Below are 17,243 nucleotides of genomic sequence, written 5' to 3'. Positions count from 1 at the left end.
TCTTCCGGCCAATAATTCCGTCAGATTATGGACAAAGTATTTCATCAATTTCTTGTCATTATAGAGCGTCAGTAACAATCTTTAGATAGCAAAAATCAAAAAGATTCTGTAAAATGATACTAAATAAAATGTTAAAGAATTAAAGGGGATTACAATGACAGCTGCTGTTAAAACAGATCATTTGTTGCAAAAGTTAATAAAACTTCATCAAATGATAAAGACGTATGATGAAGAAAATGCGAATAAGCTTGTTGAATTGGTAAATAAACTGTCGAATGACAAGCTTTATGTTGCTTTTGCCGGACACTTTTCTGCTGGTAAATCATCGATGATCAATAAATTATTAAATGAACAAATTCTGCCGACAAGTCCAATTCCGACTAGTGCAAATTTGGTATTATTAGAAAAGGGTGATCACCAGGTAACCTTATATTCGAAGGCAAAAGAAAGTATCGAACTAGATGGCGATTATTCAATAGAACAAATTAAGGAATATTGCAAACAAGGTGATGAAATCGAACGAGTATCGATTAAAAAGCCATATCAAAATCTTCATGAAAATGTCGTGATTATGGATACTCCAGGAATTGATTCTACCGATGCCGCCCATAAGCTATCAACTGAATCAATGCTTCATATTGCCGATGTCATTTTTTATGTTACCGACTATAATCATGTTCAATCTGAAGAAAACCTTTCTTTTGTCAAAGAAATGAAAGAGAAAGAAAAAATGATCTTTCTCATTGTCAACCAAATTGACAAACATGTGGAAAAAGAAGTCTCATTTTCTGTGTTTAAACATCAAATTGAAACATCATTCTCTGATATTGGACTCCATCATCAAGACATATTTTTTACTACGATAATGAATGATGATCATCAGCATAATCAATTACATGAAATAAAAGAAATTATTCGTGCGATTGTCGATCAAAAAGAAGAATACATGGAAAAGAATGTGGAAGCTGCTGTAGCTTGCTTACTAAAAGAACATTTGGAAAAATATAAAGATCTTTTAGAATTGACAGATGTTGATCAATCACAAGTTATGGCTGAATTAGCGGAGTGTCAAGCAAAGAAAGCGCAAATCAATCAAAAACTTGAAAACGAAGAAAATAAGATCAAGGAGCTTACAGCCGAAATAAATGACAGAGTCTCCACATTATTAAAGAGTGCAAATATCATTCCTTATGAAACAAGGGAAAAGGCAGCTTCATATATTGAAGCGGCAGATCCGGCATTTAAAGTGGGGTTCCTCTTCTCAAAGGCTAAGACCGAACAAGAAAGAGACAAAAGAAAAAAAGAATTAGTTGACGAGCTGAGGAAAAATGTTGAAACACAAATCACCTGGCATTTCACACCATTATTTAAAGAGTATCTGAAAAAAATTGATATCCATGATGAGTCATTGTTACAAGAGGTTCAGTCATTTTCAATCGAAGTCACGGAACAGAATTTAGCTGATGCCTTAAAACCTGGAGCATCCTTGAATAATCAATATATTTTAACTTATTCTTCAGATGTAAGTGAATTAATAAAAAAACATAGTAAGCATAAAGCAATGAAGATCATGGATAAAATGATCGATCATTTAAAAATTGACCACCATGAAGAATGTGAAAAACTATCTCAGGAAATCAATAAATTAATGCAGGAAATCGTCAAACATGAGGCCATCATATTAAAATGTGATCAATTAAACAGCTATGATGAGTCATTAAAGGCAATACTTGCTGACCAAGTGAAGGTGTACGTAGATAGTAAGCAGTGGCTTTTGGAAAACCTATTATATCGTCATCGTGTTCTGAAATCACTGAACATAAAAGAAACAGCTCAAATACGTATTGCTGATGAAGAAACAATGTTAGATGTAAAAGATCCAATCGCTAAATTATCGAATAAAGAACAATTTATAAAAGAAACAGAAGAGATGATAAAGCGCTTGAAGAAAATTCGCGGTTTTAAGCAGTTTACTGATTCACTTGAAAGCAAGGTAAACAGCTACAATAACCGCTCATTTACTGTTGCATTGTTTGGGGCTTTTAGTGCAGGAAAATCTTCTTTTGCCAACGCTTTAATTGGTGATAGACTACTGCCATCATCACCAACACCTACAACTGCAACGATTAATAAAATTGCTCCAACTTCCGCAGAAAAACAACATGGATTAGTTGAAGTGAAATTAAAATCAGAAGAAATGATCATAAATGAAGTAAAAGAAAGTATTCCTATATTAAATAATAAGCATACCAGTATAGATGAGCTAATAAATCAACTTCACGAGCTTGAAGGGAAAGAACAGTCCGAAATAGATGCAATAAAAAAATATAGAATAGCATTAAGCGATTATCAAAGCTTAACAAATAACGGTTTGCTGATCACCTCCACAAAGGAAACCTTTAAGGATTTTGTTGCGAAAGAAGAAAAAGCTTGTTTGGTTGAGGAAGTCATTATTTATTACGATTGTCCAATTACAAGAGCCGGGATCACCTTAGTTGATACACCTGGTGCAGATTCTCTTCATAAAAGACATACAGCAGTGGCCTTTCAATATATTAAAAAAGCAGATGCTATTCTTTATGTAACGTATTATAATCATCCTTTTTCTAAGGGGGATAGAGAATTCCTTCGTCAATTAGGACGTGTAAAGGATTCGTTTACATTAGATAAGATGTTTTTCCTAATCAATGCGATTGATTTAGCAAAGGATGAGCAGGAAGTAGAGCTTGTCAAACAGTATATAAAAGAACAACTGCTCCAGCAAGAAATAAGGAATGTTCGATTATTTGGCGTTTCAAGTTTAAATATTCTCTCAAATAACTTGGAACATGAACAGGATTATCTTACATTTAAAGAGCAATTTGAGTATTTTATCAAACAGGAGCTAACAAATACCACGATTGTTTCTATTAAAGAGGATTTAAAGCGTTCGGATGAACGTATGACAGCCCTTATTGTTGCTGCCGAAAACGATGCAGTAGAGAAAGAGAAAATCAAGCAAAAACTTTTAGATGAAAAACTAAAAGTTGAACAGGAACTCTCAAAACTGACAAATACTCATTTAACAACACATACTAATCAAGAAATTGAAGAGTTAATCTTTTATGTGAAACAAAGATTGCTATTCCGTTTCAATGATTTCTTTAAAGAAGCATTTCATCCTGGAGTATTTACGCAATCCAATATTCAGCAAGCGTTACTATCTTGTTTAAACGAGCTAATTAGAACAATTGAATTTGAATTAGTTCAAGAGCTACAAGCAACTACTTTGAGAGTGGAAAAATTTATTCAAAAGGGCTATGATGATGAATTCAGCAGGATTTCTCAGCTAATTAAGAAAAAGTCCCAATCAATAACGTTGACAAAGCCAGAAATGCATGAAATTTCAACACCTGACATTGGGATTGAATTTTCTAGTGAAATGGTTGAAAAGTTGAAACCTTCTCTGAAGCTATTTAAAAATGCAAAATCCTTCTTTGAAAAAAATGAAAAAAAAGCAATGAGTGAGGATTTAGCGAAAAGATTTGATGATCCTATTTCCATTACATTAGAAAAATATCTAGAAGAATTTATCCGTTATTATAACGAGGTAATAGATAGGACGCATTCAAGTCTTGTTCAAGAAATATCAGTACAGACTGCAGAAGGTTTTGATGCTCTATTGGATTTAGAAGCTGTCAATTCTGATCAGCTAAAACAGGAGCAGTCTAAGCTTCAAGCAACGATAAATTTGTTAAAAATATGATGGAACATACGTTCATATGGTAAAATCAAATGAAATAAGAAGTAGCATGGTCAAAGGAGAGGACGTGCATGGATTCGAAAACGTATCAGGTATGTGCTACCTGCATTCATTTTGAAGCGTTAAAAATCGACAGAAAAATGAAGTATCTATGCAGACGCCTAAAATATGAAACGAAACCGAATTATTCGTTTCAATGCTGGGACCCGAAGGATCATGTTATAAGGTTAATGAAGAAAAGAGGAAACAAAAATGAGTAATGTACATGAAGCAATTTCGCAGCATAGTAAAAAGCAGCATAATCACATTCAATCATTTTTAAAGCTCGAGGCTAAGCGTGAAGCATTTATTGAAGAAGCGATCCAATTATGTGTCAACTCTCTTCCGTTTGATATTGATAAAATTAATCAAGTAACAAAAGAAATGAATCGCCTAGCATCTGAAGGAATTGTACCTACTCGTAGATTAGTGACGAAGGATATGGTACAGGAATTTGTAAATAGAAAATATCGCAAATAAGAGTTTGATGTTTTTTCCATTTTCTTTTATCCTTGAAATGATTTAATTTAAGTCGCTTCGTGGAAAGCTAAGCTTGAATTATATTTTGAAAGGTGTGATTGAAATGGGGCGTACAAAGCTTGGAAACGCAAATGCACAGCGAAACAATAACAAAAAGAAAAAGAATGATTTTAACAATGAATTTGCTTCATACGCACAACATGAAGCATTGAAATTAAGCGATAAAAAGAAAGATTAATCTTTTTGGCTGACTTAAAAGGGGCTAATCCTTTGAGTCAGCCTATTTTTTTGTTATTGTATGTTTAAAGTAATGGTTCGAAGTTCCAAACAATATGTAGCCATTATATGGTATGATACTAATAGTATTTTTTAAAGAGGAGAATGAGATGAAAAAGGATAATCATTTATTAATTGTAGATGGTATGGCACTGTTATTTCGGGCTTTTTATGCTACATCAGTATATGGACAATTTATGATCAATAGTAAAGGGATTCCTACTAATGCAGTAACAGGACTATTAAAACATTTAATATCTGCTATTGACTATGTGAAGCCTTCCCATGTTATATGTTGTTGGGATATGGGGGCAAAAACATATCGAAATGAGTTATTTACTGATTATAAGGCAAATCGGCCTGAAGCACCGGTTGAGTTAATGCCTCAATTCGACTTAGCCAAAGAGGTCGTGGCCGCGTTAGATATCCCCAACCTGGGTATTGAAGGGTTTGAAGCGGATGATTGTATTGGAACCATTGCAAAAACATTTGAACATGAAATGGACATTACAATATTAACAGGTGATAGGGATATCCTTCAATTACTCAATGATCATGTTAATGTCTTGATTTTTCAAAAGGGAATTGGCAATTACAAACACTATACAAAGGATTTATTCATCGAAGAATTTGCAATTGAACCACAAATGCTTATTGATGTAAAAGCATTAATGGGGGATTCAAGTGATAATTATCCGGGAGTGAAGGGGATTGGAGAAAAAACGGCTTATAAGCTTATCGTTCAATATAAGTCGATCGATGTTCTCTTAGAAAATTTAAACGAATTAACAAAAGGGCAAAAAACAAAAATCGAAAATGATTTAGAAATGCTTCATTTGTCTAGGCAGCTGGCTGCGATTAACTGCCAAGCACCGTTGGAGTGCATCATAGAAGATGCGATTTTTAGAGTAAATGAAGAACGAGCATTTGCCATGATAAAGGAATTGGAATTAAGAGGTGTTCATACCTTGCTTAAAAATATCACCATTGTAAGAGAGGCCATTTAAGATCGTAAGATGGGGGATAACGAATCCCCCGCAGATTTGAATACATATTTAAAAATGAGCGGGCTAATTAATTAGATCTTATATCAGCAGCGTTAATCCAATTGACAGTTTTAATGATTGGATCCATAATCCAGTCATAAGGCACGTCCTGATCCGTTATAAGATAATTAATTTCTGCAAATGATCCAATTTGAAAAAGAGCACGTTGATTTATTTTCGAAGAATCTGCCACAACATAATTTTGCTTCGATCTCCTTATCATAATGGAAGATGCCGTGGCTTCATCTATATTGAAATCAAAAATTCCATCTTTGTTCATTCCTCCACAAGAAATAAAAGCTTTATCAAAATAAAAATGTTCTAATAATTGATTAGTAATTGTGCCGCTTATTGAACGCTGCAGCGGATTTGACGTTCCGCCAAGCACGATCACTCTACCATCGAACAAATGGTTTTCTAACCGATTATTTAAAACTTCTGCTGCCGCTAAAGAATTCGTCACAATCGTTATATTTTCCACGTTCTTTATCGAACTCGCAATATGCAAGGTTGTTGACCCTACATCAAGAGCAATTGTCTCACCATCCATTATGTATCTTGCCGCAGCTTCTCCAATTAATTTTTTTTGATAATGAAAGATGCCGATTTTTTTGTTAAAATGATGTTCCTTTATTAATCCAATATATTGAACAGCACCGCCATGAATGCGGCGTAATTTCTTTTTTTCCTCAAGTGCACTTAAATCTTTTCGTATTGTTTCCGGTGTTACGTTTAATTTTTCTGCAAGGTCAACGACTCGTATCTTATTTTTAAGCTCAAGCTCTCTCATGATCGCTCTATATCTTTCTGAATGTAAAGACATATTCATATCGTCCCTCCATTGATATCATGTATCCAGAGTTGTTTTGTAATAACTTATTATAAGAAACGAATATAAAAAATCGGCAACGAATATATTAAGATTTGTAAATTTAACAAAAATAGATAGACAAAACAAAAGTAAAAAGCAACCTTTTTACCTATCTTTAGACCTGTAATAAGGTGGGTATATTCTCTTATCTTTTACGATTATAAGACTTGTTAATTTATTTTGCATTTTGATTTTTCTTTGTTTTTTTAACGAATATTTCTCCCATCATTAATAATCTATCAATAATATTATTCTAAAATGTAAAAGTAGATAAGGGGACATAGGAAGTTATAATCATTTTTAAATTCATTTGCAGTTTTCCCCTATTAATTGAAAATGGAGGTCGCAGTGATGAGTACCAAGGATCAAAACAAAGGATTAGACAGAAGGAGCTTTATCAAAATAGGAGGAATAAGCACGCTTGCATTAACGCTGGCGTCAACTGGGCTCCCAGGAGATTTGTTTACAAACAAAGTACATGCTGAGAAACGTGAAGAAGCCAAGCTTCAATTTAACAAAAATGGAAAATTTAAAATTGTTCAATTTAATGACACACAAGATGATGAACGAATTGATCGCAGAACACTCGAACTGATGGAGAAGGTACTTGACTCTGAGAAACCTGATTTTGTTGTTCTTAATGGTGACAATATTACAGGGGGCTGTGATACAGAACTTGAAATGAAACAAGCGTTGAACAATGTCGTCCAGCCAATGGAAAAGAGAAGAATTAAATGGGCGGTTACCTTCGGAAATCATGATGAGGATTCAACCCCAAAAAGCGGGATGGATGAGGATGACATGCTAAACTTCTATATGAAGTATAAGCATAATATGAATGAGCCTGGTGAAAAGGGCCTTACTGGTACAGGGAATATGAACCTTTTAATCAAGAAATCAAACGGGAATCAAGCCGCATTTAACCTTTGGCTGCTTGATAGTGGAAGATATGCACCTGAACAAATCGCCGGACAAGATTTTAAAGGATATCCGACATGGGATTGGCTCCGTTTTAACCAAGTAAATTGGTATTATGAAAAGTCCAAAAAAATTGAGAGGCAATATGGGTATAAAGTGCCTTCACTCGTATTCATTCATATCCCTCTATGGGAACACCGTTTTATGTGGTTTGGCAGCGTAGATAGCAGAACGCAGGAAAATCATGAACTCGCTGTGGTAAAACATAATATTGTAGGTGAAAGAAATGAAGATGAATGTCCTGGACCGGTAAACGGAGGATTGTTTTCTGCCATGTTAGATCGTGGTGACGTTAAAGGTGTATTCTGTGGACACGATCATATAAACACTTATTGCGGAAATTATTATGGAATTTTGCTTGGATATGCCGGAAACACAGGCTTCGGAACATACGGCCTTCCAGGTGCTGAACGCAATAGGCTGCGTGGGGCAAGAGTATTTAACCTAGATGAAAACAAGGAAGGGGTATTAGTTGAAACCCATATGGTTTTTGCGAAGGATTATGGAATTGATTTAACAGCGAATGATCAAAGCATTGATCCGTTGCCAATAAATCATTAAAACTGAAAGAGGGTCTGAAACCACGAATCAATACTAATATATGGGTTTACTAGCTAATTCAGAAGTCCTATATATTGAGTTTGTGTGGTCTGACCCTCGGATTTTATTTTGTATTTTTCTTTTTCGCTGCATTTTCCAGCTTGCTTTTAGGTTCAGTTGAAAATTCTACATCTTCTCCATGTCCTTGAGGATTTACGCTTGGTGCGATTTGACCGCGATTATTCCCTCTTTTTTTACTGCTCATAATTAAGTTCACCTCCATTTGTATTATTGCCATTTCTGTTTGATACTTATGTATCAAGCAGAAATTTGAATCTTTCAAAAAAACAATGGAATTTATCGACAATTTTCGCTATCATAATCTATATATTGAAAAAGTAAGGATGGGTATCAACTTGACAAAAACGGTGAAAACAGTCACAGATTATCTTGAGTACCTAACACACAAAGGATTTATATTCGGAGAGGATGCAACCGGTTTTATTCAATTTGGCCAGTATTATACAGAAACAACCGATGAAATTGCAATTATTGCAATTGAGCTTACCTTAAAAATTCAAAAGGAGTTTGATGGCGCTTTTTACATTTCCTTATTAGAAAGCTTTAAAAAAGAAGCCATTCAGAATAGGAAACAAGCATTCAATTTTGTAGAAAATTTAAACTTAATCTAAAAAAGCTCGGAATAACCGAGCATTACATTTCATGCTTTTGCTCTGTGTTTGCCCTTTTGATTTTCTGAACACTTGGCATTTCAGTTAAAATCATTGCAATAAAGATAAGCAAACATCCAATTAAGGCAGCTCCATTTAGCCGCTCATTGAGAACTATAAATGCGGTCAGTGCAGCGAATACAGGCTCCATTGCAAAAATAAGAGCAACCCTTGCAGCAGTTGTAAACTGTTGAAATTTCGTCTGGATCAAAAAGGCAAGGGCCGTTGCAAATATGGAGGTAATCAGTAAGGCACTAATAACCTCTTTATTGAAAAAATCATAAAACGATAGAGATGCTTTTTCAAAAAGTAATGAACTGACAAAGCTTAATAGAGAAACAGTTATTAACTGCATAATTGTTAATTGCAATGGCTCATATTTGTTCGAAAATTTACCTGTAAATACAATATGAAGGGCAAAAGCAATCGCACAAAACAAAACAAGGAGATCACCAATATTGATCCCTGCCAAATCTCCCAAGGTCAACAGGAAAAGTCCAATTATTCCAATCAAAGCACTAAAAAAAACAATTCTTCTTGGCTTTTCTTTTAAAATACATATGGATAAAAATGGTACAATCATTACGCTCAACCCTGTAATAAAACCGGTCTTTGAAGATGTGGTATACAATAATCCGATTGTTTGAAATGCATACCCTAAAAATAAAAAGATTCCTAAAAACATACCTGCTTTTATTAATTCTTTCGACCATGCTTTTGTATAAGTCTTTTTAATAAAAAGAGTTAAAACGCATGCCGCGAGTAAAAAGCGAATACCATTAAATAAATGGGGGGGAAGGAATTGAATCGCATTCTGGACAATAACAAAAGTTGAACCCCAAATAAATGCTACAAATAATAAACTTAAATCCGCTAAAGTGCTTTTCTGCATATTTTTTCTTCTCTTTCTATAATCATTTTACTGTTTTAAAATTGCGTTTTTTGCCAGCTGATCGGCAACTTTATTCTCTTTGCTTGGAATCCATTTAATGAAGAATAGATCAAATTGTTCCATTAATTCCATAACACGCTCCAAAAGCGGAATGTATGAGACGTTTTTAACAAATTGTTTTTCAATAGCGCGGTCAACAAGCTGTGAATCTGTACGAAAGGATACCACCTGATACCCCTTCTCAATGCAAATTTCCAATCCTTTAATTAGGGCGTGATATTCGGCTTCATGATTTGTCATCATTCCTAGAGGAATGGAATATTGCTCTGCTTTCCCGTGTCCTTTAATAAAGATTCCAGCACCTGATAAGCCAGGGTCGCCTGCACTTGCGCCATCTACATATACCTCAATCATAAAATCAAAACCTCCAAACTTATTCATTATGGTTTTATATGGGTTCTGAAAATTTTGCCTGTCGTTACCGCAGCAGTATTAGCTTTAATAAAAAGATAAACGATGATAAAATAGGATACATTGGCTTACATGATAATACGATGAATAAAAGACTTTGATTATACAGAGGTAAACGAAAATAACGAGAAATCGAATACGATTATAGCACATTGATAACATTATTAAATAGAAAGTAATTTTAATCAACAGGTTTATAGGAAAAATTTGCTTTTAGAAGAAGCTTTGATAAAAAAGATTGGAAACGGACTTACCAATATTCAGGAGTGAAGCCTTTGAAGTATAAAATTGATTGGACCTACCAAACGAAAAGAAAACTGCAGGCGATTCTTTCGACAGATTATTTACCCTTAGACGAAACGATCGTTTTCGCAGAAGATTTTTTACAAACTGGACGAGTAAAACAGCTTACTTTTATATCTGAAGACGGGCAAACATGGACATTAAAGGAATTAAAGCGTTTAAAAGATATAGTTAAGGACGAACCCCATGATATTGTCGCTTATTTTGATGGCGGTTATCATAAACAGTCAAAATTGGCTGGGTTTGGTGCTGTCATTTATTATACTCAAAACGGCAGCCGTTACCGTATCCGCTTGAATGAAAGGGCAGAGGAGTTAACCTCTAATAATGAAGCAGAGTATGCAGCCTTTTACTATTTAGTAAATGCTCTTGAAGAGAATGGTATGATCAGACAGAAAATCGTTTTTAAAGGTGACTCACAGGTTGTCTTGAAACAACTAGCTGGAGAATGGCCGTGCTATGAGGAAGAGTTCACCATTTGGCTTGATCGTATTGAAGATAAACTTAAAAAGCTTCATATCATGCCTGAGTATGAAGCAGTTTCGAGGAAAGAGAACAGTGAAGCAGATCGTCTTGCAACCCAAGCAATGAGCGGTACCCAAATAAACAGTAAAATGATTATAAATGAGGAAGTTGGCGAAAATGAATAAAAAACAAACATTGCAAGAATTAAGCGAAATATTAGATACTTATTGTGTTAATTGTTTATTAAAGAAGCATTTCCGCGAAGAATATGGGAAGCGATTTGCCCATTCCTTTTGCATTAATCAATGCACAGTAGGCCAGAAGATAAAAGAGGTTGGAGAAAAATTATCTTAAAATGTCTTTATAATAAATTGGATAACCAATAAAAAATCCGCATAAGCGGATTTTTTTAATGCTTTGCCTCTGATAATTGATGTTCACATTGTTTTAAAAGCTCTTGCTGTTTAGCTAAAAACTCTTGATCAACACCTGTTTTACTTGAACGATTCATTAGATCTTTTGCATCACGAATTGCATTTTCTGCATGTTGAATGGCTTCCTGATCTAATTGCATTGTAGCTGAACCTACCATTTTTTGTGCTGCTTTAACAGACATTTCAATCTGACTTAATTCATTCATTCCACTAATTAATCCAGTATGATTAATTTGATCCAATAGAAACACCTCCATTTTATAGGTTTTGGAATTCAAGAAAAAATATTCGTTAAAAAAAACAATCATGTATATATATCTAAAACTGAGATGTCATGTTAAAATAAATGTGAAGAAAACTATGTAAAAATATAACACAAATATGTAACCTTTTAACTAGAATTTCGGTTAAAGACAGACCTGGGGAGTGAAAAATGACATGGGAAATGAGCCGTTAGATTCAACGATCAAAGAAGCATTCTCTGAAATTTATAGAGATCTAGATAAATTAGTCTTTATAGCGAACAACGCAAATATTTTTAACCAGATGGAGGTAAGTAGAATAGAGAAAAGTATTAAGCAAAATATTAAGGCGATTGAATACTTAATTGTCAGTCAAAAACCGAACTCCTCCCGTTAGAACTGTAGAAATAGAAAGAAGGAAGTAAGAAGAAAAAAGACATATAAAAAAGAGGCGGAGTAAACTCAGCCTCTGTTCATTTAAATTGTTTATGGTTAAGTCACAAGTAGATAGTTGGCTTGTGATTATAACTTTGTAACGTTAGCAGCTTGTGGTCCGCGGTTACCTTCTACGATTTCGAAAGATACCTCTTGACCTTCTTCTAATGATTTGTAGCCTTCGCCTTGAATAGCAGTGAAGTGTACGAATACATCGTCTCCGCCTTCAACTTCGATAAAACCGAATCCTTTTTCGTTGTTAAACCATTTTACTTTACCGTTTTGCATAGTACTTAATCCTCCTAATACTGTAGCACAGGTGGTGCTAAAACAAATTTTATCATTAACGAATATAATATGTAAAAAGATGTTATTAAAACGTTATCATATATACTCAGCTTAATGATGTTTTTAATATACAACAATTTTATGAACTTCGTCAAGGTTAAGAAGAATATTTTAACAAAACTTTCAGAAACTTTCTTATTAGATATAGCCACAAATGACCAAGCATATAATGGTGAAAAAAACATTGGAGAGGATCAGTATGCACAAGTTGAACATACGTGGAGAAGAAATTTTGCTAACGAGTAGTCGGAATATTGATGAAGAAGGATTTACTAGGGCTTATCAATTCATTAGAAAATGTGACAGAGACATATTAAAGTTAAAGAAGTCTGAAATTGCTCTTTTGCAAGATCATGAACGAAACTCCATTGTCATTGAAAGGATGAATACAGATACTTTTACTTTACATATTCAATATGAAATAAAATGTGAAAATGTCTTTCAAATTGACGAATAAACTAGTTCCCTTTTTTTAAAAAAAGTTTATAATAATGGTAATAACTAACGTAGCTTATCCTAATAGCTTCTTGAGATGAAAGAAATCATACATATTCATCATTCAAAAATAGATAAAGCTACTTTGGATAAAATATTGGCGATAATGGAAGGAGAATGGAAAATGGTAGAACAAACCTTTACAATCACGAGCGAGGCAGGGCTGCATGCTAGACCTGCAACTGCATTAGTGAACGCTGTAAATTCTTTCACAGCTGATGTAAATCTTGAAGCAAATGGCAGAACAGTGAATTTAAAATCAATTATGGGTGTCATGTCTTTAGGTATTGCAAAAGGAGCAACAGTTAAAATTACAGCAAACGGTAGTGATGAAGAAGCGGCTCTAGAAGCTGTTAAACGAGCTATGGCTACAGAAAGCCTTGGCGAATAAATAATTGCATTAACCAAACGTGAAAGCATTTAGTAAAAGCATAGAGGCTGACTTCTATCATAGAAAGGGTCAGCCTCTATTTTATTGATGATTAATTAGATTTATCCATTTGATCCTTATTCCGCTTTTTTCCTTTGCTATTGTCACCAGGTATGTGATCTTGTGCAAGCTCCATTTGATATTTTCCATTTTCAGGTGAATTTTGATTTTTACTTCCCTTGTTAAATTTCTTCGTCATAGTGACCTCCTATTGCTTTGTTACAGCTTAGATATTCATACCCTTTACAAGGTAGTTATCCATTAATATTCCCATGTTGAGTGGCTCTTCATGCATTTTAAAGAGGATATATCGTTAAGGCAAGCAAGATTATGACAAACAAAATTCTTTAAACAAAAAAAGGTCTGATATTGCCAAAAGGCAGTGTCAGACATCTTTGTTTATTATAGGGGCATTACTTTTTTTGTTTCAGTTATTAGTTTTTCATTTAGTTTTCTTGAATGATGTACCCAGCCAGTATATGATGCTAAAATGTTTAAAGCTGGGTCTAGTTTGACAATTGCCATATAGGGATAATGCTCTTTATGACGGAAGCGTAAATCAATCCAACGAACCTCCACACTCGAAGATGTTGTAAAGTACATCGTATGAGCGTGTTTTGAATTAGCTAAAAAATGCTGTACATTTTTATCAGCTAATGATGCTTTAATGATCTTATCTTCTTGACCATGTTTTTCAAAGTGATGAATCCAATGGATGTCCTTTCCGGTTATGGAACCTGCATCATAAGCTGATTTAGTTTCATAAACAAAATCCCATTTGTGCAATGATATGGTTGGAATGATAGTGAAGCTTCCAGTTTTTTGTACGGCATGTAATAAATTTCGCTTATTAACTGAAATGATATACCGAATAATGATATAGCTAATTAGTACGATGTATACGTATAAAAAGGTAATGCCAGGTGAAAGACCTGCTAACCAGAAGGTAAAGCCAATCAAATGACCAAGCATTATAATCGGATCAAATAACGGAATGAAATTTAATGAGAGCCATTTTTTTGTAAATGGCCTCCCAGCCTGTGTTCCATAAACATTTAGAATGTCTAATCCAACATGTAAACATACTGCCAGAAAGGTCCAAAACAAAAGGGATATATAGGATATTTGGTTATAAAAGATAAAAATAAGAGCTGAAATAGCAAATGTCCATATAATGATAGCAGGGAGTGAATGCGATGCCCCGCGATGGTGTTCCGTATACATTCCATTGCCTTTAACAAGCCTAATGGCATAATCAAAATCAGGAGCATTGGATCCGATAACAGTTCCTAACAGGATGGCTTGAGCTAACATTGGATCAGAGGCAATGGCTGGGTCTAAATATGCAAGTCCTGCCAACCCGAATCCAATCGTAATATGTGTACTTGTGTCCATTCTGAACCTCCAAGGTAAAATTACCCCAACTCATCCTTTTAAATAGCTTTAATAATTTACGGAGCCAGCCATCAGCTGTTTATTTCTAATAAAAGCAGCTTCTTTCAACATATCTTCAATTATTAAGTCAGCTGATTTTGGAACATGCAGCTTTTTTATATTCTCTCTCATTGATGTTAATTTCTTTTCATCGCTAAGCAGTTTATGCACTTCCTCAGCAATATCCTCAATTTGGTTAACAATAATAGCTGCTTGATTGTCCTCAAAAAAATGAGCATTTTCTTTTTCCTGACCAGGAACAGGCTTAAAGAGAACAACTGGTACACCTAAAGCAGTCGCTTCTGTTAAGGTGATTCCGCCTGGCTTTGTAATCATACATGATGTAATCCGATAAAGCTCATCCACTCTTTCAACATAGCTTAATACTTTAAATTGATTTGGATAACTTCTTGCAAGAGGTTCAAGATTTTCCTTTAAAGGGGTATTATTTCCGCACACAACAACCGTTTGAATGTCTTCGCTTTTGGAAATAAATGAATGGCACAATTCTTTCACATTTTTTAAGACACCGTGGGCACCAGCCATGATTAATAGTGTTTTTTTATTTGGATCCAAATCATATTTTTTAAAAATATCTTGTTTATTCAGATCCTCCTCGAATTGTGAACGTATAGGGATTCCAGTTACCTTTACTCTGTCTGGATGAATTCCTAACTGAATCAGCTTTTCCTTCACATTGTTTGTTGCTACATAATATTTATCGATATTTTCATGAATCCAGATTCTGTGTAAGCAAAAATCAGTTAAGACATTGAAGGTGGGAATCATTGTACCAGTTTTTCTGCGATATTCGGGTACAACAATCATAGGGAAAGTATTAATGATCATATCTGGTTGTTCAGCCTTTACAATTTCATGTAAACGTTTATGTCCCATTTTAAAATAGAGATTCATCATCCTTTTGTTATAAATTTTATCAACACCATAGTAAAACAATCGGTAAAATTGCTTTCCAATCGAGAAGCTTTTTAAATATAAATATTGAGTAATCTCTGAAAATACGGGAAATGATTCAGAATAAAGATTACAGACAATGACTTTTTCAAAGCCGAGCTCTTTACACTTATTTTCTAACGTTTTTGCCACTTGCACATGACCATTACCATATTTCGCTGTTAATATTAACACCTTTGAATTTCTTTTCAACATTTTCACCTCAATCTAATCGGAAACGGATCAAATTATCAAATCCAGTCCTCGCTATAAATATATATGACAGATTGAACCGAATTTGTCTTAAAGATTACCATATAATTGTTACTTTTTTATAAAGCAATTATTAAGTATTTCTTAAGATGTAAAATGTCGTAAAAAGTTGGAATGGCAAAACACCATTATCTCTTTTGCAGATAGTAATGCATGATTGAATAAGGCAGAAATGCTCTACCTTATTCTTATTCATTTCAAAGCAATTTATTCTTACCCTTTCAATTCCAAATATAAGGTGTCTCCTGGTAAACATAATAGTTTAGCCAATTAACAAATAAAAGATTTCCATGTGATCTCCAACAGTGAATTGGCTCTTTACTTGGATCATTGTTTTCAAAATAATTAACCGGTATATCAATTGGTAAACCTTTTGCAAGATCTCTTTCATACTCATCTCTTAAAGAGGTCCGTTCATATTCAGGATGACCTGTTAAAAAGATTTGTTTGCCATCCGTTGACATCACTAGGCAAACACCAGCATCTTTTGAATAAGAAAGAATCTGAAGCTCTGGAATGGCATCAATTTCTTCTTTTGGAACATCAGTATGTCTTGAATGTGGTACATAATATTGATCATCAAAGCCTCTTAATAATTTTACAGTCGGATTGACAATTTCATGCTTAAAAATACCAAAGCATTTCTTTTCCAACTTATATTTATTTACGCCATAGTGATGGAAAAGTCCTGCTTGTGCACCCCAACAAATATGTAAAGTTGAGGTTACATTTGTTTTAGTCCAATCCATAATTGTTTTTAATTCAGACCAATAAGAAACTTCTTCAAATTCTAAGTGTTCAATTGGTGCCCCTGTAATAATCATGCCATCAAATTTTCGATGCTTAATATGTTTAAAGGTTGTGTAGAATTCCTTCAAATGCTCCATTGCTGTCGTTTTTGACGTGTGGGTTTCAGGCCTTAAAAATGTTATGTTTAATTGAAGAGGAGAATTCCCCAATAATCGTAACAACTGAGTTTCAGTTTTTTCCTTTTCTGGCATAATATTTAAGATAAGGATATTTAAAGGGCGAATATCTTGAGAATACGCTCTCTTTTCGTCCATAATAAATATATTCTCTTGTTCTAAGATTTCTTTAGCCGGTAAATGACTAGGTATGTTAATCGGCAAAAAAAGCACCTCCGTTAAAATTCATCATACATTGATTCTTTATTATAGAAAGTTTAGAAAAATAATTCAATTCGAATTTTATGTTAATTCATCAATTTCATTCGTGAAATTCTAATAGTGGTCATGAAAAAGCATACAAATGAATTCATTATACATGGTAAAGTATTATAAAGGATTAATCTAGCAAAGTGAGATGGCAATGCCCGGATTACCGAAGAGACAGCAGCACTAGCC

22 protein-coding genes are annotated in these 17,243 nt (G+C 34.0%); 12 read left to right on the top strand and 10 right to left on the bottom strand.

Annotation, left to right across the window (positions count from 1 at the left end):
* The first annotated feature begins 154 nt into the window (after positions 1-154).
* The 5 genes from Q1B07_RS12665 (at position 155) to Q1B07_RS12645 (ending at position 5,544) form a co-directional block, all read left to right on the top strand.
* The gene (locus Q1B07_RS12665) at positions 155-3,745 is read left to right on the top strand and encodes a dynamin family protein (protein WP_299093204.1); all 3,591 of its coding nucleotides are present in this window, start codon (positions 155-157) and stop codon (positions 3,743-3,745) included.
* 68 nt (positions 3,746-3,813) lie between these two features.
* Positions 3,814-4,002: a hypothetical protein gene (locus Q1B07_RS12660; protein WP_299093202.1), complete on the top strand. Its 189-nt coding sequence runs from the start codon at positions 3,814-3,816 to the stop codon at positions 4,000-4,002.
* Positions 3,995-4,261: a YpbS family protein gene (locus tag Q1B07_RS12655; RefSeq protein WP_299093201.1), complete on the top strand. Its 267-nt coding sequence runs from the start codon at positions 3,995-3,997 to the stop codon at positions 4,259-4,261. The genes Q1B07_RS12660 and Q1B07_RS12655 overlap by 8 nt, the downstream gene beginning before the upstream one ends.
* A 103-nt stretch (positions 4,262-4,364) precedes the next feature.
* The gene (locus Q1B07_RS12650; protein WP_269431602.1) at positions 4,365-4,499 is read left to right on the top strand and encodes a hypothetical protein; all 135 of its coding nucleotides are present in this window, start codon (positions 4,365-4,367) and stop codon (positions 4,497-4,499) included.
* 148 nt (positions 4,500-4,647) lie between these two features.
* Complete coding sequence (locus tag Q1B07_RS12645) at positions 4,648-5,544, top strand: 5'-3' exonuclease (RefSeq protein WP_299093197.1); 897 nt, start codon at positions 4,648-4,650, stop codon at positions 5,542-5,544.
* A 67-nt stretch (positions 5,545-5,611) separates the two neighbouring features.
* Here the strand turns inward: Q1B07_RS12645 and Q1B07_RS12640 are convergent, their stop codons facing one another.
* Positions 5,612-6,412, bottom strand: coding sequence for a DeoR/GlpR family DNA-binding transcription regulator (locus tag Q1B07_RS12640; protein ID WP_299093196.1), 801 nt, complete (start codon positions 6,410-6,412; stop codon positions 5,612-5,614).
* Between the two features lie 393 nt (positions 6,413-6,805).
* Here Q1B07_RS12640 and Q1B07_RS12635 point away from each other — a divergent pair, with 393 nt between their 5' ends.
* A complete protein-coding gene (locus Q1B07_RS12635) occupies positions 6,806-7,993 on the top strand; it encodes a metallophosphoesterase family protein (RefSeq protein WP_299093194.1) in 1,188 nt (395 codons plus the stop codon).
* Between the two features lie 103 nt (positions 7,994-8,096).
* Here the strand turns inward: Q1B07_RS12635 and sspL are convergent, their stop codons facing one another.
* The gene (gene sspL / locus Q1B07_RS12630; RefSeq protein WP_046590505.1) at positions 8,097-8,237 is read right to left on the bottom strand and encodes a small, acid-soluble spore protein L; all 141 of its coding nucleotides are present in this window, start codon (positions 8,235-8,237) and stop codon (positions 8,097-8,099) included.
* Between the two features lie 151 nt (positions 8,238-8,388).
* Here sspL and Q1B07_RS12625 point away from each other — a divergent pair, with 151 nt between their 5' ends.
* Complete coding sequence (locus Q1B07_RS12625) at positions 8,389-8,664, top strand: DUF6123 family protein (RefSeq protein WP_299093191.1); 276 nt, start codon at positions 8,389-8,391, stop codon at positions 8,662-8,664.
* Positions 8,665-8,686: 22 nt separating this feature from the next.
* On the opposite strand, the gene Q1B07_RS12620 is transcribed toward Q1B07_RS12625, so the two are convergent.
* Positions 8,687-9,595 carry a DMT family transporter gene (locus tag Q1B07_RS12620; protein WP_299093189.1) on the bottom strand — a complete coding sequence of 303 codons (909 nt, stop codon included), beginning with the start codon at positions 9,593-9,595 and terminating at the stop codon, positions 8,687-8,689.
* 27 nt (positions 9,596-9,622) lie between these two features.
* Positions 9,623-10,009: a reverse transcriptase-like protein gene (locus tag Q1B07_RS12615; RefSeq protein ID WP_299093186.1), complete on the bottom strand. Its 387-nt coding sequence runs from the start codon at positions 10,007-10,009 to the stop codon at positions 9,623-9,625.
* Positions 10,010-10,332: 323 nt separating this feature from the next.
* On the opposite strand from Q1B07_RS12615, the gene Q1B07_RS12610 reads away from it, so the two are divergent.
* A complete protein-coding gene (locus tag Q1B07_RS12610; protein WP_366945191.1) occupies positions 10,333-11,019 on the top strand; it encodes a reverse transcriptase-like protein in 687 nt (228 codons plus the stop codon).
* Positions 11,012-11,188, top strand: coding sequence for a zinc-finger domain-containing protein (locus tag Q1B07_RS12605; protein WP_299093182.1), 177 nt, complete (start codon positions 11,012-11,014; stop codon positions 11,186-11,188). Before Q1B07_RS12610 ends, Q1B07_RS12605 begins: the two co-directional genes overlap by 8 nt.
* A gap of 55 nt (positions 11,189-11,243) precedes the next feature.
* Here the strand turns inward: Q1B07_RS12605 and Q1B07_RS12600 are convergent, their stop codons facing one another.
* A complete protein-coding gene (locus tag Q1B07_RS12600; protein ID WP_299093180.1) occupies positions 11,244-11,510 on the bottom strand; it encodes a DUF2564 family protein in 267 nt (88 codons plus the stop codon).
* Positions 11,511-11,706: 196 nt separating this feature from the next.
* Between Q1B07_RS12600 and Q1B07_RS12595 the strand changes: the two genes are divergently transcribed.
* Positions 11,707-11,907, top strand: a complete 201-nt coding sequence (locus tag Q1B07_RS12595) for a hypothetical protein (RefSeq protein WP_046590249.1) — start codon at positions 11,707-11,709, stop codon at positions 11,905-11,907.
* A gap of 125 nt (positions 11,908-12,032) precedes the next feature.
* Here the strand turns inward: Q1B07_RS12595 and cspD are convergent, their stop codons facing one another.
* The gene (cspD, locus tag Q1B07_RS12590; protein WP_026562601.1) at positions 12,033-12,233 is read right to left on the bottom strand and encodes a cold-shock protein CspD; all 201 of its coding nucleotides are present in this window, start codon (positions 12,231-12,233) and stop codon (positions 12,033-12,035) included.
* A gap of 259 nt (positions 12,234-12,492) precedes the next feature.
* Between cspD and Q1B07_RS12585 the strand changes: the two genes are divergently transcribed.
* On the top strand, positions 12,493-12,750 hold the full coding sequence (locus Q1B07_RS12585; RefSeq protein WP_299093173.1) for a hypothetical protein: 258 nt from the start codon (positions 12,493-12,495) through the stop codon (positions 12,748-12,750).
* Positions 12,751-12,912: 162 nt separating this feature from the next.
* Entirely contained in the window at positions 12,913-13,179 is a 267-nt protein-coding gene (locus tag Q1B07_RS12580; RefSeq protein ID WP_299093172.1) for a phosphocarrier protein HPr, read from the top strand.
* Positions 13,180-13,270: 91 nt separating this feature from the next.
* On the opposite strand, the gene Q1B07_RS12575 is transcribed toward Q1B07_RS12580, so the two are convergent.
* The 4 genes from Q1B07_RS12575 to metA form a co-directional block, all read right to left on the bottom strand.
* Positions 13,271-13,417, bottom strand: coding sequence for a hypothetical protein (locus Q1B07_RS12575; protein WP_299093171.1), 147 nt, complete (start codon positions 13,415-13,417; stop codon positions 13,271-13,273).
* A gap of 203 nt (positions 13,418-13,620) precedes the next feature.
* Positions 13,621-14,613: a metal-dependent hydrolase gene (locus tag Q1B07_RS12570; RefSeq protein WP_299093170.1), complete on the bottom strand. Its 993-nt coding sequence runs from the start codon at positions 14,611-14,613 to the stop codon at positions 13,621-13,623.
* A gap of 48 nt (positions 14,614-14,661) precedes the next feature.
* Positions 14,662-15,822: a diglucosyl diacylglycerol synthase gene (locus Q1B07_RS12565; protein WP_299832858.1), complete on the bottom strand. Its 1,161-nt coding sequence runs from the start codon at positions 15,820-15,822 to the stop codon at positions 14,662-14,664.
* A 278-nt stretch (positions 15,823-16,100) separates the two neighbouring features.
* A complete protein-coding gene (metA, locus tag Q1B07_RS12560; protein WP_299093168.1) occupies positions 16,101-17,009 on the bottom strand; it encodes a homoserine O-succinyltransferase in 909 nt (302 codons plus the stop codon).
* Positions 17,010-17,243: the final 234 nt, after the last annotated feature.

The sequence above is a fragment of the uncultured Metabacillus sp. genome, assembly GCF_947503125.1.
In the GTDB taxonomy this organism is placed as follows: Bacteria; Bacillota; Bacilli; order Bacillales; family Bacillaceae; genus Metabacillus.
The sequence above is the reverse complement of the archived record's forward strand: the minus strand, read 5'-3'. Positions and strand labels throughout refer to the sequence as shown.

Excerpts from the sequence above, each read along its gene's own strand:
- Q1B07_RS12665 (WP_299093204.1), top strand. The coding sequence starts at position 155 with ATGACAGCTGCTGTTAAAACAGATCATTTGTTGCAAAAGTTAATAAAA.
- Q1B07_RS12660 (WP_299093202.1), top strand. The coding sequence starts at position 3,814 with ATGGATTCGAAAACGTATCAGGTATGTGCTACCTGCATTCATTTTGAA.
- Q1B07_RS12655 (WP_299093201.1), top strand. The coding sequence starts at position 3,995 with ATGAGTAATGTACATGAAGCAATTTCGCAGCATAGTAAAAAGCAGCAT.
- Q1B07_RS12650 (WP_269431602.1), top strand. The coding sequence starts at position 4,365 with ATGGGGCGTACAAAGCTTGGAAACGCAAATGCACAGCGAAACAATAAC.
- Q1B07_RS12645 (WP_299093197.1), top strand. The coding sequence starts at position 4,648 with ATGAAAAAGGATAATCATTTATTAATTGTAGATGGTATGGCACTGTTA.
- Q1B07_RS12640 (WP_299093196.1), bottom strand. The coding sequence starts at position 6,412 with ATGAATATGTCTTTACATTCAGAAAGATATAGAGCGATCATGAGAGAG.
- Q1B07_RS12635 (WP_299093194.1), top strand. The coding sequence starts at position 6,806 with ATGAGTACCAAGGATCAAAACAAAGGATTAGACAGAAGGAGCTTTATC.
- sspL (WP_046590505.1), bottom strand. The coding sequence starts at position 8,237 with ATGAGCAGTAAAAAAAGAGGGAATAATCGCGGTCAAATCGCACCAAGC.
- Q1B07_RS12620 (WP_299093189.1), bottom strand. The coding sequence starts at position 9,595 with ATGCAGAAAAGCACTTTAGCGGATTTAAGTTTATTATTTGTAGCATTT.
- Q1B07_RS12615 (WP_299093186.1), bottom strand. The coding sequence starts at position 10,009 with ATGATTGAGGTATATGTAGATGGCGCAAGTGCAGGCGACCCTGGCTTA.
- Q1B07_RS12605 (WP_299093182.1), top strand. The coding sequence starts at position 11,012 with ATGAATAAAAAACAAACATTGCAAGAATTAAGCGAAATATTAGATACT.
- Q1B07_RS12595 (WP_046590249.1), top strand. The coding sequence starts at position 11,707 with ATGGGAAATGAGCCGTTAGATTCAACGATCAAAGAAGCATTCTCTGAA.
- cspD (WP_026562601.1), bottom strand. The coding sequence starts at position 12,233 with ATGCAAAACGGTAAAGTAAAATGGTTTAACAACGAAAAAGGATTCGGT.
- Q1B07_RS12585 (WP_299093173.1), top strand. The coding sequence starts at position 12,493 with ATGCACAAGTTGAACATACGTGGAGAAGAAATTTTGCTAACGAGTAGT.
- Q1B07_RS12580 (WP_299093172.1), top strand. The coding sequence starts at position 12,913 with ATGGTAGAACAAACCTTTACAATCACGAGCGAGGCAGGGCTGCATGCT.
- Q1B07_RS12575 (WP_299093171.1), bottom strand. The coding sequence starts at position 13,417 with ATGACGAAGAAATTTAACAAGGGAAGTAAAAATCAAAATTCACCTGAA.
- Q1B07_RS12570 (WP_299093170.1), bottom strand. The coding sequence starts at position 14,613 with ATGGACACAAGTACACATATTACGATTGGATTCGGGTTGGCAGGACTT.
- Q1B07_RS12565 (WP_299832858.1), bottom strand. The coding sequence starts at position 15,822 with ATGTTGAAAAGAAATTCAAAGGTGTTAATATTAACAGCGAAATATGGT.